This is a genomic window from Polaribacter sp. 2305UL8-11 (genome assembly GCF_058147165.1).
Window position 1 is genome coordinate 22657 of the sequence record NZ_JBYVJW010000006.1, and the last position, 17282, is coordinate 39938.

General features: G+C 31.3%; 9 protein-coding genes. 2 read left to right on the forward strand and 7 right to left on the reverse strand.

From position 1 onward, the window contains the following. Positions 1-37: 37 nt before the first annotated feature. From ACY2RW_RS06840 to ACY2RW_RS06855, 4 genes are all read right to left on the reverse strand, one after another. Complete coding sequence (locus ACY2RW_RS06840; protein ID WP_490121965.1) at positions 38-1141, reverse strand: endonuclease; 1104 nt, start codon at positions 1139-1141, stop codon at positions 38-40. Continuing rightward, positions 1141-3309, reverse strand: a complete 2169-nt coding sequence (locus ACY2RW_RS06845; protein ID WP_490121966.1) for an endonuclease — start codon at positions 3307-3309, stop codon at positions 1141-1143. The genes ACY2RW_RS06840 and ACY2RW_RS06845 overlap by 1 nt, the downstream gene beginning before the upstream one ends. Positions 3310-3378: 69 nt before the next feature. Further along, positions 3379-4590 (reverse strand): RsmB/NOP family class I SAM-dependent RNA methyltransferase, encoded by a 1212-nt coding sequence (locus tag ACY2RW_RS06850; RefSeq protein ID WP_490121967.1) that lies wholly within the window; start codon positions 4588-4590, stop codon positions 3379-3381. A gap of 147 nt (positions 4591-4737) precedes the next feature. Continuing rightward, entirely contained in the window at positions 4738-12087 is a 7350-nt protein-coding gene (locus tag ACY2RW_RS06855) for a DUF8693 domain-containing protein (protein WP_490121968.1), read from the reverse strand. Positions 12088-12275: 188 nt separating this feature from the next. Here ACY2RW_RS06855 and recG point away from each other — a divergent pair, with 188 nt between their 5' ends. Then, positions 12276-14372, forward strand: a complete 2097-nt coding sequence (recG, locus tag ACY2RW_RS06860) for an ATP-dependent DNA helicase RecG (protein ID WP_490121969.1) — start codon at positions 12276-12278, stop codon at positions 14370-14372. A gap of 17 nt (positions 14373-14389) precedes the next feature. Here recG and ACY2RW_RS06865 read toward each other — a convergent pair whose 3' ends face one another. Then, positions 14390-14989, reverse strand: coding sequence for a nitroreductase family protein (locus ACY2RW_RS06865; protein WP_490121970.1), 600 nt, complete (start codon positions 14987-14989; stop codon positions 14390-14392). Positions 14990-15106: 117 nt separating this feature from the next. On the opposite strand from ACY2RW_RS06865, the gene ACY2RW_RS06870 reads away from it, so the two are divergent. Further along, the gene (locus tag ACY2RW_RS06870) at positions 15107-15442 is read left to right on the forward strand and encodes a winged helix-turn-helix transcriptional regulator (RefSeq protein ID WP_490121971.1); all 336 of its coding nucleotides are present in this window, start codon (positions 15107-15109) and stop codon (positions 15440-15442) included. A gap of 39 nt (positions 15443-15481) precedes the next feature. Here ACY2RW_RS06870 and meaB read toward each other — a convergent pair whose 3' ends face one another. Continuing rightward, positions 15482-16552 carry a methylmalonyl Co-A mutase-associated GTPase MeaB gene (meaB, locus tag ACY2RW_RS06875; protein WP_490121972.1) on the reverse strand — a complete coding sequence of 357 codons (1071 nt, stop codon included), beginning with the start codon at positions 16550-16552 and terminating at the stop codon, positions 15482-15484. 33 nt (positions 16553-16585) lie between these two features. Continuing rightward, the gene (locus tag ACY2RW_RS06880; RefSeq protein WP_490121973.1) at positions 16586-17197 is read right to left on the reverse strand and encodes a hypothetical protein; all 612 of its coding nucleotides are present in this window, start codon (positions 17195-17197) and stop codon (positions 16586-16588) included. Positions 17198-17282: the final 85 nt, after the last annotated feature.

Here is a 17282-nt window from a genome sequence, read left to right on the forward strand (position 1 = left end):
ACATTGCGAAAACGTGTTCGCTAAAAATAAAAAGATATTAATTGATAATAACTTTTTTAGAAATACTGGTTTGATTACTTGTTATTTTAAGTAAATAAATCCCTTTTTTTAAGTCTTTAATTCTAATTTTATGATTTCTTAAAATTGGCTTTTTTGTTTGATATACCCTTTTACCAATCACAGAATACAAAACAATTTCATTTATTTTTAATTGATTAGGAACAGTAATGGTAACACTACCAGTAGAAGATGGATTAGGATATACAGCAACATTTTCTAAAGTAGAAATTGTATTTGTAGATAAAACTTGACCCCAAATTTGTGCAACATATTCTGGTTTGTCTATAAATGGATTTCTATTGCCTTGAAATTTGTATGCCTCATTGTTTCTAACAATTTCTCTTTGGCTAACAGGATCTTGTAAATGCCACTTGTATAGCAATCTAATATACCAGCTTTCGTAAGCTTGATTGTTGGTGCCATTTAATGGATTGTTATTGTCTGTATGGGGTTTCCAATTGTTGCTGGTTATTTCATCTTCATACCTAGTTACAAAATAAAGTAGCATTCTTGCAATGTCTCCTTTAAATTCATTTAAAGGTTCAAATACAGTACCTGAATAGCTAAAAGCAGTATTGCTACCCAATTTTGACCCATTATTAGAAGTCCAAGTTGCATTAGAAACTTCTCCAAAAGGAAAATTACTTCTTTTTTGATTTACAAAATAATCTGAAGGAACCACATGATGAACATCTGTTCTCATAGGTGTTCTTTTGTTAAAAAAACCTTGTGGAAAAATGTGCTCTCTATTGTAACAAGAATTTTCGTTATTACTTGGTGAGCTTCCACAGTTTCTAACCCAATGATTAAAATTGTAAGGATCTGATCCAGTAGGATTCTCTGAATACATATCTAAAACAGTATTGTCTTTTTCAAAAAAAGAATCGTTATCTGTAGTTTTATATGCATCATATAAGGCTCCATATCCTTTATCTATATGACCATTAGATATGATGGTTTTTAATTGTGTTTTTAAAGTGTAACCACTTCCTGTTGCATTGTTGTAATACCCTGTTGGGATTTGTGAATACCCTAGAAAAAAGGATATTGATGCAATTAAAAAAAGTAATTTTTGTTTCATTATTTTTTGATAAATTTTGTGGTAAACAGTTTATTATCAATATCAAATTTAAGAATATAAATTCCTTTTGATAAAAAACGGACGTTAATTTTGTCTGTAAGGTTTTTAATGGTAGCTATTTTTTTACCTAAAATAGTATAAATAGATACGTTTTTAATAATGTAATTTGCTGTATTCCTGATAAATAACCTATTGTTTACTGGGTTTGGATAGAATTGTAAACCTTTTAAATTAAAATTCTCTGTACTTAAAACATTATAATATTTACCAAAATCATCTGCTGTGTCTTTAGAAAAAACATCCCATTCATTATTTAAATTGAATGTTGAATTTGGTTGTATAACCTCTTTTTTTCTTCTTAGTGTTTTATCTTTTGCAAAATTTACTTTTCCACCATTATAAGTACCAATAATATCAATTAAAACATCATTTTTAAACAAACCAATTGGATCATCTCCAGTAAAATTAATAGGAGCTCCAAAATTTGTATTTCCATCATGAACTCTAATATAATCTGCAATAGAAATTAAATAATTTCCAGCAGCAATCGCTTTTTGAGATTTACTTGCAGGATGTTCTCCAGCTGCCTCATTTACAATTACAAAAACGTCTTTGGCTTTTATGATTCCTGTTAATTGTAAATCCCACTCCCAATCAGCACCATTTAATCCACCATTTGATTGTCTTTTAATGGTATAAGCACTTAAATCGATATCTGAAGCTGTTAAATTTACTAATTCTAAGGCTTTATTATTTGAAGAACCTTCTAAATATTCTGAAAAGAAAATTTCTGTAGAAACACTATTATTTCCGTTTGTTGTAGCTGTTACAGAAGCACTTAAAGCAGATTGATTGCCTACTTTATCTTTTGCTAAAACTTGAACGTTGTAAGTAGTTGAAATTGTTAAATTGGTTACAGTGTACATGTTTTCTGTTACAGATGCTATTTTATTACTATCTAAAAAAACATCATAACCAGTAACAGCTGTGTTGTCTGTAGACTTGCTCCAAGAAACCACAAAAGATGTTGTAGTTTGATTACTTATTGTAATATTTGCAGGTACAGAAGGAGCTTTATCATCTACTAATGTAGTAGCTTCTTTAGCATTACTTTGGGCAGATAAATTGTTAGCAATGTCTTTAGCTAACACTGTAAAAGAATATTTTTTATTTGCTTCTAAACCTTTAATTGTTGTATTGGTATTTGTAGTATTTACAATAAGTTTTCCATCAACAAAAACATCGTAGCTAGTTGTAGCTGTATTGTCTGTAGAAGCTGTCCAAGAAATATCTACAGAGAAAGTTGTAATATTTGTAATGGTAACATTTGCAGGCACAGATGGTGCTTCTGTATCTGAGTTTGTGTAAATACCCCAAGTGTCTTCTGCTTTTGCACCACCCCAAATTCTAGTTGCTAAAATTGGGTTGTCTATAAAAGGGTTTCTATTACCTTGTGCATTTTGATTAGAGGTGTTTTCGTGATACGTATTTCGTTGTCTTTCAAAATCTGATACAGGATCTTCTACATTCCATTTTAAAAATAAATCAATCATATCATCTGGAGTAGAGGAGTTGTCTCCAATTCCTATATTAGAGGTTAAACATCTGTCTCCATATCTTACATACATGTACATCATCATTCTTGCAACATCTCCTTTCCATTCATCTCCTGGATACCAACCTCCATTAACTTGGGCTCCAGAATTTCCAGACCCAGCTGTAAATTTTCTGTTATTTCTTGATGAATTTCTTTGTGCGTCTGCTGGTCTTAAATGATGTGCATCTGAACCAGGACCAGAATCTGATAAAGGAGGGACTCCTAAAGATTGCGAAAAAACATGTTCTCTGTTCCAGTCTCCAGAGTTTCCACTATTGTTATTTATACCTCTTTCTCTATCGTTTGTTACATCTGCATCTGTACCGTTTTCAAAACCATAAATTAGCAATACTTGAGAACTGTTATTTGGGTTTACATCTGTAGCTTTACTAGCATCCCAAATTTGATCATAAAATAGAAAACGTGTGTGTGTACTTATAATTTTAGTTGCTAATTCTTCTTTTAAAGTAATGCCAGTAAGATTTAAATTTACATCATTATAATAACTTTGTTGCCCATAAGAAACTGTTGCAAAAGCAAGAGCGATAAAAAGTGATATTTTTTTTAACATACATTGTTTTATTAAACAATTTCTTTTTCTATTTATAAAAACTTTACTGTTAGCAATTAAAAAGTAAAGTTATTTTTTTTCTAAAAGTGCCATATAAAATCCGTCGAAACCAGAAATATGAGCTAATACTTTTTTATCGGATACAAAGGTAAACTCTTTTCCAGCATCAGATGTTAAGAAAGTATTAACTTGATTTTGATTTTCTGATGGCAAAATAGAACAAGTTGCATACACCATTTTTCCTCCAGGTTTTACCATTTTAGAATATTGTTGCAATACTTCTTGTTGTACTTTTTTAATGTTTTCTATAAATTCTGGTTGTAATTTCCACTTAGAATCTGGATTTCTACGAATAACACCTAAACCAGAACAAGGTGCATCAATTAAAACTCTGTCTGCTTTACCATGTAATTTTTTAATGGGTTTTGTAGAATCTATCACACGCATATCTATATTATGTGCTTTGTTTCTTCTAGCTCTAACTTTTAATTTTTTTAATTTACTTTCATAAATATCCATGGCAATAATTTGCCCTTTATTTTCCATTAATGCAGATAAATGCAATGTTTTACCACCAGCACCAGCACAAGTGTCTACAACTTTCATACCTGGTTTTACATCTAAATACGCAGCCACTAATTGAGATGAAGCATCTTGTACTTCAAATAAACCATTATGAAATGCTTCTGTTTTAAATACATTGGCTCTTTCTGGCAATACTAAAGCATCTGGATGATTAGGGACAAATTCTGTAATTACGTTTTCTGCTCTTAGTTTTTTTTGAAGAATTTCTTTAGATATGTTTAAGGTATTTGTTCTTAAAATTACTTTTGCTTGTTGGTTTAAAGCTGCGATTTCTTTTGTCCAGATTTCTTCTCCAAGTTCAGCAACACAGATTTTGTCCATCCAATCTGGAATAGATTCTCTAAATTTTCTAATTTTTGACAACTCTGCAAAACGCCCTTTAATTCTTCTTTCTGGTACATCACCAATTTGATTCCAATCTGGTAATGCAATTCCTCTTAAAATACACCAAACAGAAAATAGCCTCCAAATATTATCTCTGTCATAAGGTAATTTTACTTCTGCAATTTCTGCATATAAACGATTCCAACGAACGATATCATAAATTGTTTCTGCAACAAATTTACGGTCTCTTGCTCCCCAACGTTTGTCTCTTTTTAAGGCTTTTTCTACAGCTTTATCAGCATAAACTCCTTCATTAAATATATCTCTAATACTGTCTATAACAGCAAAGGTTAAATTTCTGTGTAGTCTCATTTTCTAAATTCTAATGAGATGCAAATATACGCTAAATAATAGGTTATCTTATTTTTTAAATTATTTTAAAATAGAGGGTAAGTATGAGTTTAAAACAAAAATAGCGACCTCAAAGTCGCTATTTTTGTTTTATTATTCTATTGATAATTATTCAATAATTATTTTTTTAGAAATTTCACCTTTATTGGTTTGTAATTTTACAACATAAATAGCTGTTGGCAATTTAGAATTTAATTTTAGCTCTAATTTTTGCTTTTGCTCTTTAATATTCCAAGTACTTACTTCTCTTCCTAAGATTGAATAAATTTTAACTTTATTAATATTAATATCTTGCTCTTTAGCAATAACTAATAATTTATTACTGTTATCTGTATAGATTTTTGTGAAATTATTTACTATGTTTTCATTATCATCTACAGATAGAGCAACACTTGGTTTAAAAGCCAAAACAAATCTATCTTTATATTCTCCTTTTTCTAAAGTGAAATTTGCAGTTCCGTTGATAACTTCTTGAGATATTCCTGAAACTTTATCAGTAATGTAAACACTTTGATTTACGTTTTTCATTTCGTCTACTTTAATACTAATATTTCCAGAATAACCCATTACAATTTCTAAAGGAACTTCTAAATCAGTAGAAATATCTTGTACCCCAGCAATTACAAATTTTCTTTCATCATTAGGGAATTTCCAATAAAAATCGGTGTTTCCTAAATCATAGATTTGTGCATCATAACCTCTGTCATATTCAAAAGACGTAAATTGACTGAAAGAAATACCAATTTGTCTATGGTAAAAATTCTCATCAGCATCTGTACCTTTATAATTTAAGCCTAGCTTTATTATTGGTACAGCTGTACTATTGTTATTGGTTCTACTTTTCTTAGCAGTTTTAAAGAAAACAGATTCAGCACCTTCTGTTTTGTACTCTCTTTGCGAGTTATTAAAAACAATTGTACCACCATCAACATCATCACCTTGTACAAAAAATCCTTGACCAATTGCAATATATGGTTTTGGCTCTGTATAAGTAATGCTATTGTCTCCTAAACCTGGAGCACATATAAATTGACCATCTGCATCTTCTAAATTTAATAAATCTATTTGAACGCTATTGGCATCTAAAGAAGTTAATGTAATATTATTTGTAGTTTCTACACAAATTGCAAAGCTTAACAACGCAAAATTGCTAGATGTTGCTGTTAAAGTAACTACTTGTCTTGTAACTCCATTTACTTTTACTTGAATGTCTTTGTCTACATCTGCTTTGTATCTAATTCTTATATTATCTGCAGTATTTGGAATGTTTTTAAATTCTATAGATTCTGTAGCAGCATCTAAAGTAACTACATTAATATTACCATCTGGAGTTGAAACTGTTTGTGTTGTACCTCCAGTAATTGTAGCACTTTCTGCTTGTAAATCCTTATCAACAGCCCCAGAAAAAGCATTTCTAGCAGACACGCCCATTAGAATTGTTCTTGTAGCATAACCACCAATGTAACCTGCAAAATTATGACCTTCACTTCCTACAGTATTTGCTTCTTCTCCAGCATGTTCCCAAAAATATAAGGTACCATTAATTGAATTTACATTGTCTTCTATAAATTCTTTAACGCTAATAGCCGATGAAAATGGGTTTGCAAGCAAATAAGATTCATCTTTACCAATAACTGTGGTTAGGTTACCGTCTTTAGGAACTCCCATAAATGTATAATTTTGGGCTCTACCTGGTCCTTTAAAAATAAATCCATCTGTATTTGGTATTGATCCTAAGCTTTTTTTCTGAACCCAAGAAGCTCTTGTACCCGCACTTGCTGCATAGGTATATATCCAATGACCTGCCAATTCTATTGAACCTGAAGGACTATTTGTGAAATTACCATCATAACCACCTATAAAGCTAATATTTTTGGCTATACCAGTTGCAGTTGAAGCATTGACAACTCCATCAAAATTTGTTGAATTTGTTCCGTCTTTTAAAACATTTGCTACAGTATAATCTGTTGCTCCTGCTGAATTTTTTACTGGAGAACCAATATAGTTATAACGATATTTGCTAGGTACAGTAGAGTTTTGATCAACTAGTAATCTTCCAGATCCAGTAACTAAACTTGAAGATGTATGTGTTTGAATAAATTGAGCGTTGCTATTACCTGAAGGGTCTATTAAACGAATATCTCCATTTAAAACAACATCATTGGTTACAACTAATAGATTGTTAGTAACACCTAATTTATTACCTGTATTTACTGTTAATTTTCTAGCACTTAATCTTGCTGTTGTATGATTGTAATCTTCATTAATAACCACAAAACGAGAACGATCTGGGTATCCATTATTCCAAACTCCACCTGTTCTTGTAGTTATATTTATTCTGTGCAAACCTAACAAAGTATTAGCGTCTGTGTTAGAGTTGATAATTTCTGAAATTAATGGATCATGAGGATGTCTTTCTGCACCACCTGCTCCTAAAAGTCTATATGGGTTTAATGCATCATCTACAAAAACAACCCATTCACTTGGAGTATAATTTGCATTTGTGGTAAGTCTTTCATCAATTCTTACATAAGATGTTTTGTTACCAACTGAAGTTATTGCATCATACCTATTTGCCCAAGAAGTCCCAAAAATAGTAAGAGATAGGGTTATAATATCATCACCTCCTTCTATATCTGTTAACAAATTATTGTCTACAATACTTGCATCTGCACCTAAATTTGCAATTACATTTCCAGTATTTTTAAATAAAATAGATTTACCTGGTGCTAATGATGTAGGTACTGTATATGCAACATCTGGAATTACACCTGTTTGATCTCCTGTTTTATTTTTATATAACTGAATTTTAATCAAATTTCCATCAATAGAATTTGTTGTACTTACATTGGTTATCTCAATCCATCTTTCTGAACCAAATTGATATACTTGTGTAATCATTGGTGTACCTTGAGCACCAATTGTGTCTCTATAATCTAAATCTCCAAGAGGACTACTTGCATCATTATCTCCATCACCTAAATTAGCTGGTGCAGGTGGGTTATGATTGTCATTTACAGTTGATCCAGAAATGGCAGAATCGTCATTATCATCAAAATTATTATCTAAACCATCTCCATCTGAGTCAGTGCCAGATAAAGTATTATCTGCATCTCCGTTTTCTGAAATATCTAATACCCCATCATTGTCTGAATCTGTATCTATATAATCTGGATTGTCTGTACCATCTGTGTTTTCTGGATTTAGACCTACAAAACCTCCTGTTTCATAATTATCATCAACACCATTATTGTTTGCATCTGTAATTCCAGTACCTACACCACTTGGAGCTATATAGCCTTTTGTAGGTTGCCCTTCTATATTGTCTGGAATACCATCATTGTCTGCATCTATATCTAAATAATCTGGAATACTGTCTCCATCTGCTGTTGCTGTTGGAGTATTTCCTGTTCCTGCAGAACTAGGTATTCCATTGGTAGTTACAGTTGTTCCTACTGTACCATCTGCTTTACCATCTCTATTTGCATCTGTACCACCAGATTCTATAACATCTGGTATACCATCATTATCTGAATCTAAATCTAAATGGTTAGGTATACCATCTCCATCTAAATCACAAATTTTTTGAGACTCTTTTTTAATGTCATTAGCAGACCAAGCTGTTGTATTAGAATATCTTACAGCGTCCATTAAACCTCCATAAAATGTTAAAGTGCCTGATTTTGAAGTTGAACCACCATGAATTCCTCCTAATCCACCATCATCAGAATGACCAGGAATACTATTGTAGGTAGCCGTAGTTGAGTTTGATACACCATCTACATATACTGTTAATATACCATTTGCTCCAGAAGCACTAAAAGTTGCTGCTACATGATGCCAAAGACCATCTACTGTTAATGTTACTGAACTTGAAACTGTAGTTTCTGACCCTGCACCACCATTTCTTGTTGTGTACATAACAACTCCATCGTCCATCCATAGAATAGAGCCGTTTGTACCTCCACCTTCTTCGTAAATAATTCTGTTATCACTTACTGTTGATGGTTTAATCCAAGCAGAAAAGCTAATTTGTGTATAGGCTTGCTCCATAAAAGCACCATTTTGACTGTATAGGATTTTGTTAGAAGTACCATTAAAGATTGCAGAATGAGTTCCTTGAATTGCATCTGTTGAAAATGTAGGTGTGTCTGCTGTTCCTCTTTGGTTGTGAGCATTTCCAGAGATGTCATTTGTATTATTGTCTAAAGACCAATAGGCTTGTGGTGTAGTAGAAAAAGTAGCAGAAGGGTTTGTACAAGAACTCTCTACAGTATCTAAAATACCATCATTATCATCGTCTAAATCATCTACATCTGCAATACCATCATTATCTGTATCTAAACCTGCTGTATCTCTATAATCTACATCTCCACCAGAACCAATGTCTCCATCTACATCTCCTAAATTTGAAGCATTGGGAGGGTTGTGATTGTCATTAACGGTTGAGCCTGGAATTGCAGAATCGTTATTATCATCAAAATTATCATCTAAACCATCTCCATCTGTATCTGTTCCAGATAAGGTGTTATCTGTATCTCCGTTTTCATTAATATCGCTAATTGTATCATTATCAGAATTTAAGTCTGTATAATCTGGGTTGTCTTGATTATCTGTGTTAATAGGATTTAAACCAACAAATCCACCAGTTTCGTAATTATCATCTACTCCATTATTATTTACATCTGTAATTCCTGTACCAACTCCACTAGGAGCAATCCATCCGCTTGTAGTTTGTCCTTCTATATTATCTGGAATACCATCATTGTCAGCATCTATATCTAAATAATTTGGTATAGAGTCTCCATCTGAATTGGTTGGTGTATTGCCTGTACCTGCTGTACTTGGAACACCATTTGTTGTTGGAGTAGTACCAACAATACCATCTGCTCTACCATCTCTATTTGCATCTGTACCACCAGATTCGATAACATCTGGTATACCATCGTTATCAGAATCTAAGTCTAATGAGTTTGGTATTCCATCTCCATCTTTATCGTTGAAACTTGCTGGACATTGTAAAACTCCAAAAACGATATTGTCTAAACCAACATCATTTCCTGCACCTCCATTAGGTTGATCGTTAAAAATAACAATGTTAATATTACTAGTAGTGGCAGTAAAATTTAAGACAACTCTTCTCCAAATATCATCATTTGCTACTCCTAGTCCTGTAGAACTAACAGATGCCAATGTAGTACCACTGGTATTTTGAACTTCTAATCTAAAAATAGGTATATCTGGAGTTCCTTCTGCTAAACCTGCTAAATCTAATCGATATCTATAATCTGCGCCCACGATTAAATTTGAAATAGGTTGACGATAAAACTCTACAGGAGCAGAATTAATCATATTAATAGATAAAAATCTGCCAGAAGTAGAACCACCTGCAGGACCAGTGAATTGATCTATATTTGCATCTAAATTTCCATTAGAATTTGTAGTATTATAAAAAGGAAGTCCTGGGTTTGAGGAAGAAATTATTGCATAAGAGCCATCTGGAATAGCTCCACTTGTATCATAAGTATGATTACTAACATTCGGATCTGATACTCTTGTTGTACCTGTACCAAAATCATTGCTATATAAAATAATGACTTCTTCTTTTTGAGAAATATTACAATTCCCATTTTCAATGACATCTAAAATCCCATCATTGTCATCATCCAAGTCATTTGCATCTACAATACCATCATTATCACTATCTAAACCAGGGACATCTCTATAATCTACATCGCCTCCTGTAGTTACATCTCCATCTGAGTCTGTAAAATTATCTGTTTGTGTATTGTCAAAAGAACCATTTGGGTCTGTATAATTATCTCCATTATCTAATGTGTTTATCAGTCCATTGGTACCTACTGCACCTGTAACTTTACCACTACCATCATTTGCAAGACCACTTCCAGATTCTACAACATCAAAAATACCGTCATTATCTGAATCTAAATCTAAATAATCTGGATTGTCTGTGTTGTCTGAATTTTGAGGTGTAATACCAATAGATCCTGCTCCAGTAACACTACCTGTAGGTGTTATATCATAAGCATTGTCTAAACCATCTTTATCAGAATCTAAACCTGTAGGAGCTACATAACCTGTTGTAGATTGTGCTTCTATAATATCTGGAATTCCATCATTGTCTGAATCTAAATCTAAATAATCTGCTACACCATCTCCATCTGTATCTCTAGAGGTAACGCAATTTAAATCTACTGTATACTCTAAAGCATAAGCGCCACTTCCATCGCTACAAAAATTACCTACACCAGCTGCTGTAGTAGCCTGTATTGTAATACCAGGGGTTACTCCAGCTCCAGGGTCTATGTCTATAACTGTAAGATTTCTTTGCACAAAAGGAAAAGCCGCATCTAAAGTTGTACTACATTGTGTACTTCTTACAAACAAACCACTGTCTATTGTGCCACTATTAAAGTTTAAGCTAAAGGTTTCATTACTAGCAGCTCCTCCATCTACATCACCTCTTGCACGAACATTACTTACGGAAACTAAATCTCCAACTTCTAAGCCTAAAGAAGAAACATCTATACTTTGCAAAGTTCCTGTAGCTCCATCTGCTACAGTAATTCTATCTGGTGTTGTTGTTAAAGCAACTCCTGGACAAGCACCTTCTGTAATGTCTAAAATACCATCATTATCATTATCAATATCTACATTGTCTGGAACTCCATCACTATCTACATCATTAAAATTTTCACAGAATGTAAATCCTAATAAACCAGAACCATGAACGGATCCAAGAGTACAAGTATCACAATCTTGCCATACTATTGTAATCGATTTTATTTTATCGGTATCAGAAAAATTTACTCCAACATTGTCATCATCTCCTGCTGTAGAACCATTATTTGTAGAATTGATAATTCCTGTATTATTATCTACTGTATATGATGGATTGGCAGAGCTTGTAAAGGTTGGAAAAATAGTATTATTAAAATTATCTGTTGCTGTTATGGTATATTTATCTCCATTTGTACCATTTCCATTTACATGAAATAAATCGAATCCTACAGAATATACTGGGGTGCTAAAAGAAATTGTTATGGTAACTCCATTTCCAGAAGTAAAACCACTAGTAAAGAACTGTAAAGCTTCACCTGGGTCTGCATCTGTACCAACAGCTGGAGAGTTTGTGGTAGATGTACTTCCTTGCCATTGAGCTAACGTACCAGTTTCTCCAGAAAAGGTATAGGTAATATTAACTCCACTACCATCTACATTGTTTAGTGTTCTTGTTAAATCTCCATCTGGCCAATCAAAATCGTTATTACCAGAAGGTGTTGTACTCCAAATAAAACTTGCAGCTCCATTATCACAACTACTATGTAAATATTGCGAATAAGAATTTAAAGAAAATAGAAATATTAGTATAAAACTAATTTTTTTTAAACGAATTATTCCCCCAAATAATTTCGTTTTTATTAGATATTTAATCATAAAAAAAACATTTTTTAAAAGTTGCAAAAGTAATAAAATGGTTTAACGTTACTTAATTGTAAGACACTAAATATTCTATTAAGTCACAACTACTATTAATATCTACGAAATAGATATGCACTTGGTTTTAAATTTAATAAAAAAAACACTAAGTTTTATGTATTTTCGTTTTTTAAGATTTTCTTAAGTTGAATTTAAACTATCCAATTACATATATTAAAGGAATTAGTGTACAAAGAGCAACGCTTTTGTATACAGAATTAGGTATAAAAACGTGTAATGATTTACTCAATTTTTTTCCTTTTAGATATATTGATAAAACTCGATTTTATCAAATAAAAGAATTACAGCCAAATTCTTCTGAAGTGCAAGTAGTAGGTAAGATAACTAATGTGAAATCTGTGGCTCAAAAAAGAGGAAGTAGGTTAGTAGCCACTTTTCAAGATGTATCTGGTTCTATGGAATTGGTTTGGTTTAAAGGGCAAAAATGGATAAAAGATTCACTAAAGATAAATGAGCCCTATGTTGTTTATGGAAAATTGAATCATTATAATGGTAATTTTAGCATACCACATCCAGAGATGGAGTTACTTACAGAATACAAAAAAAAGTTGCAAACAAAGATGCAACCTGTATATCCATCTACAGAAAAATTGACCAATTCTGGAGTTTCTAATAAGCTGATGCGAAATTACATTCAGAATTTACTGCAACAATTTTACGATAGAATAGAAGAAAGTCTTTCAGAGGAAATTATTAACGATTTTAAGTTGATGAATAAAAGAGATGCCTTATTAAATGCGCATTTTCCTAAAAGTCAAGAAAACTTAGCCAAAGCGCAAAATAGATTAAAGTTTGAAGAATTATTTTTTATTCAACTACAATTATTGCGTAAAAAGCTCATCAATAAAACAAAAAATAAGGGATTTGTATTCGAAAATGTTGGTGCTATTTTTAATGAATTTTATAGCACTAACTTGCCTTTCGATTTAACAAATCCCCAAAAAAGAGTATTGAAAGAAATTCGGAAAGATGTAGCTTCTGGGGCTCACATGAATCGACTTTTACAAGGTGATGTTGGTTCTGGGAAAACTATAGTAGCTTTGTTAACCATGCTTTTAGCAATTGATAACGGATTTCAAGCAACAATTATGGCACCTACAGAAATTTTGGCAAACCAGCATTTTATAGCAGTTTCAGAACTTCTAGAAGGAATGGATGTTAAAGTTGATATTCTTACAGGTTCTGTAAAAACTAAAAAACGAAGAGAAATTCATGCAAATTTAGAAGATGGAAGTTTGCATATTTTAATTGGTACACACGCTTTGTTAGAAGACAAAGTGCAATTTAAAAATCTAGGAATTGCCATTATTGATGAGCAGCACAGATTTGGAGTGAAACAACGCGCAAAATTGTGGTCTAAAAACGAGCTACCCCCACATATTTTAGTAATGACTGCAACACCAATTCCTAGAACTTTGGCAATGTCAGTTTATGGAGATTTAGATATTTCTGTAATAGATGAATTACCTCCAGGAAGAAAAGAAGTAAAAACGGTTCACAGATTTGATAGTAACAGATTGTCGGTTTTTAAATTTATGAAAGATGAGATTGCAAAAGGCAGGCAAGTGTATGTTGTGTATCCTTTAATTCAGGAATCTGAAGCTATGGATTACAAAGATTTAATGGATGGTTATGAGAGTATTTCTCGCGAATTTCCAAGTCCAAAATACCAAATTAGTATTGTACATGGAAAAATGAAAGCTGCAGATAAAGATTATGAAATGCAACGTTTTGTAAAAGGTGAAACACAAATTATGGTAGCTACAACTGTTATAGAAGTTGGTGTAAATGTGCCTAATGCAAGTGTTATGATTATAGAAAGTGCTGAACGTTTTGGGCTGTCTCAATTGCATCAATTAAGGGGAAGAGTTGGTAGAGGAGCAGACCAAAGTTATTGTATTTTACTATCTAGTTATAAATTATCTGAAGAAGGTAAAACCCGATTAAAAACAATGGTAGAAACTTCTGATGGTTTTAAAATTGCTGAGGTAGATTTAAAATTACGTGGCCCAGGAAATTTAATGGGAACACAACAAAGTGGTGTTTTAAATTTAAAAATTGCAGATGTTGTTAAAGATTCTAAAATATTAGTTGCTACTAGAAATACTGCCATTTCAATTCTGCAAGAAGATAGTAATTTATCTCAAGAAAAAAACTTACCTATAAAAAAAGCGTATACAAAAATGACCAAATCGTCTAAGATTTGGTCAAATATTAGTTAAATGATATTTTTAAAATTTTAAATTGATTTTACAACTTCTTTTATTGGTCTTCTAGATTTTGGATTTTTAGAAGGCATATTTCCATCATTTTCATCTCTATAACCAATACAAACACCAACCAAAGCTGTGTAATTTTCATCATCTAAAATAGCATTGTACTTTTCTGGCTCAATACCTTCCATTGGTGTTGCATCAATATTCATTACTCCACAAGCACTTAAAAATACACCTAAAGCCAAATACGTTTGGTCGCTAAACCAAGATTTAATTTCGTTAGCTGGCTTATCTTTTAAAAAGTTGTTGTAATAACCAACTGCACCTTCAGGTAAGCTATCATTTATTTGCTTCTCGAAAGCCTTAATATTATCTATTCTGCTAAAAACAACTAATGTATCACATTGTTCAATTTTTGGAGCATTAAAAAAAGATGCTTCAGCAAATTTTTTCTTAGTTTCTGTATCTGAAACAAATGTAAATTTCCAAGGTTGACTGTTGATTGATGAAGGACTTAACCTTAGAATTTCTTTTAATTCTGTTATTTTTTCTGAACTTATTTTTTTGGTATTGTCATACTTTTTTGTGGTATAACGTTCTTGCATTGCTTTTAAAAAACTCATTTTTATTGTTTTAATTTTATACTATCATTTTTATAGTTACAAAAATATATATAGTTTTGTAAACTCACAAGAACGGTCAAAAAGGATAGTAGTAAATTATTATAAAAATAAAAGAGTATGTATATTGTAAAAGGTAAGGAATATCCCTGTTGTGCAAGTGTAACTATGGGGATTATTGGCGGAAAATGGAAAACTGTTATTTTATTTCATTTAATTAATGCGCCTCTTCGTTATAATGAATTACGTAAAAAAATGAAAAGCGTTACAGAACGTACTTTAAGCTTACAACTAAAAAAGTTGGAAGAAGATGGTATTATAAAACGTAAAGTTTATACCACAAAACCACCCTTAAAAGTAGAATATTCTTTAACTGATTTTGGTAAAACTGCGATACCATTACTAAAATCTATTGCAGAATGGGGTGAATATGTAGTTGATAATAATGAAGATTGAAATTTATAAGTATTAATATTTAAAAAACAATAAGCCAAACTACAATTCCAATAACTTTTTAGCAGCACTAAAAGGCGTTGTTTTTCCGTTTTCTAATTTCTTTATTTCTGCTTCTAAAGCTTCTTTTACTTTTGAATTCTGATAAAAATTAGATTTTAATTGCTGCTCTATGGTAGACAATAGCCAATACTTATTTTGTTCGTTTCTTTTAGTTTGGAAGTAATTATTCTCTTTTGTTAAAGAAATATAGTCAGCAATCATTTCATCAATTTTATCAATTCCAAAATTTTTTAAAGCACTTGCAGTTAAAACTTTGGGTTGCCAATTACTTTCTTTTAAAGGATATAAATGTAAGGCTCTGTTGAATTCGACTTTAGCGATTTTAGCGTTTTTCTCATTTTCTCCATCAGCTTTATTAATTACGATTGCATCTGCCATTTCTATAATTCCGCGTTTAATTCCTTGTAGTTCATCACCAGCACCAGCCAATTTTAGTAATAAAAAGAAATCTACCATAGAGTGAACTAAAGTTTCCGATTGCCCAACACCAACAGTTTCAATCAAAATAGTATCAAAACCAGCAGCTTCACACAAAATAATACTCTCTCTGGTTTTTTGTGCAACTCCACCTAAAGAAGAGCCAGAAGGAGAAGGTCTTATAAATGCATTTTTATCTGTAACTAATTGTTCCATTCTGGTTTTATCACCTAAAATAGAACCTTTATTTACAGAACTACTTGGGTCTACAGCTAAAACTGCTACTTTTTTTCCTTTAGAAGTTAAATGTTTTCCAAAAGCTTCTATAAATGTACTTTTTCCAACACCAGGAACTCCAGTAATTCCTATCCTAACAGATTTATTTGCATAGGGTAAACATTGTTCTAAAATTTCGTTGGCTTTTTGTTGATGTTTAGCGTTTGTACTTTCTACCAACGTAATTGCTCTACTTAAAAAAGGAATATTTCCTGCTAAAATTTTTGTAACAAATTCTTCTACAGAATTTTTTTTGGCTCTGTTTTGTTTTATTTTTTCTGCACTTAATTTATTGGTGGTTTCTGGAGGAGAAACACCATCTTTTTCATGTAAAGCAGAAGAGTTTTTATTATTCAAAAGAGTAATATTTATAGTAAAAATAAGTAAATATTAAAGAATAGGTAAAATTTTTGGTCCAAGAAATTTCATCCAAAGAAAAACACTAGCAAAAAAACCTAAAATCCCATATATTAAAGTTTGAGTTCTTTGTTTGAATGAAAATATTTTTAAGAAAATAAAAGTACCAATTAATAAAAATATTAAACTAGGAATTAACATTAATAAATTTGCTTTTAAGCTATTTTGATGGTAACCATAAATTACTTTTTGTAAATTAATTATAGATTGTAAAACACTAAAGCAACTTATTAATACTAAAAACCAATCTAAGAGAGTAAATATTTTCTTTTTTTTCCATCTTATAAATAGTAATATAAAACATAAAAGCGAAGGTAGAAATTGAAGGAAAAATAATTTATACCTATCAAACCAATTTATATTTGTTTTTAATCGATTTAATTCGCTAAAATTTTCGCATCCAACAAAAGTTCCTCTATAATTATAAACAAAAACTTTAGAAATAACTCCGTCTGTAAAAAGAGCATCAAAAACAAAAACTAATGCATTTTGAAGCTGTGTTTTTAATGGAAAGAACAATAAAAACAAACAAAATATATAGATATTTTCTTTTTGTTTTAAGACAGTTATAACTTTTTTTACCATTGTATAAGTGCTACTTTTTGTAAATTTAAATATAAAATTCAATTCATTTTGCAACATCGATAAAAATGTATCGTCTTTAGAGTAA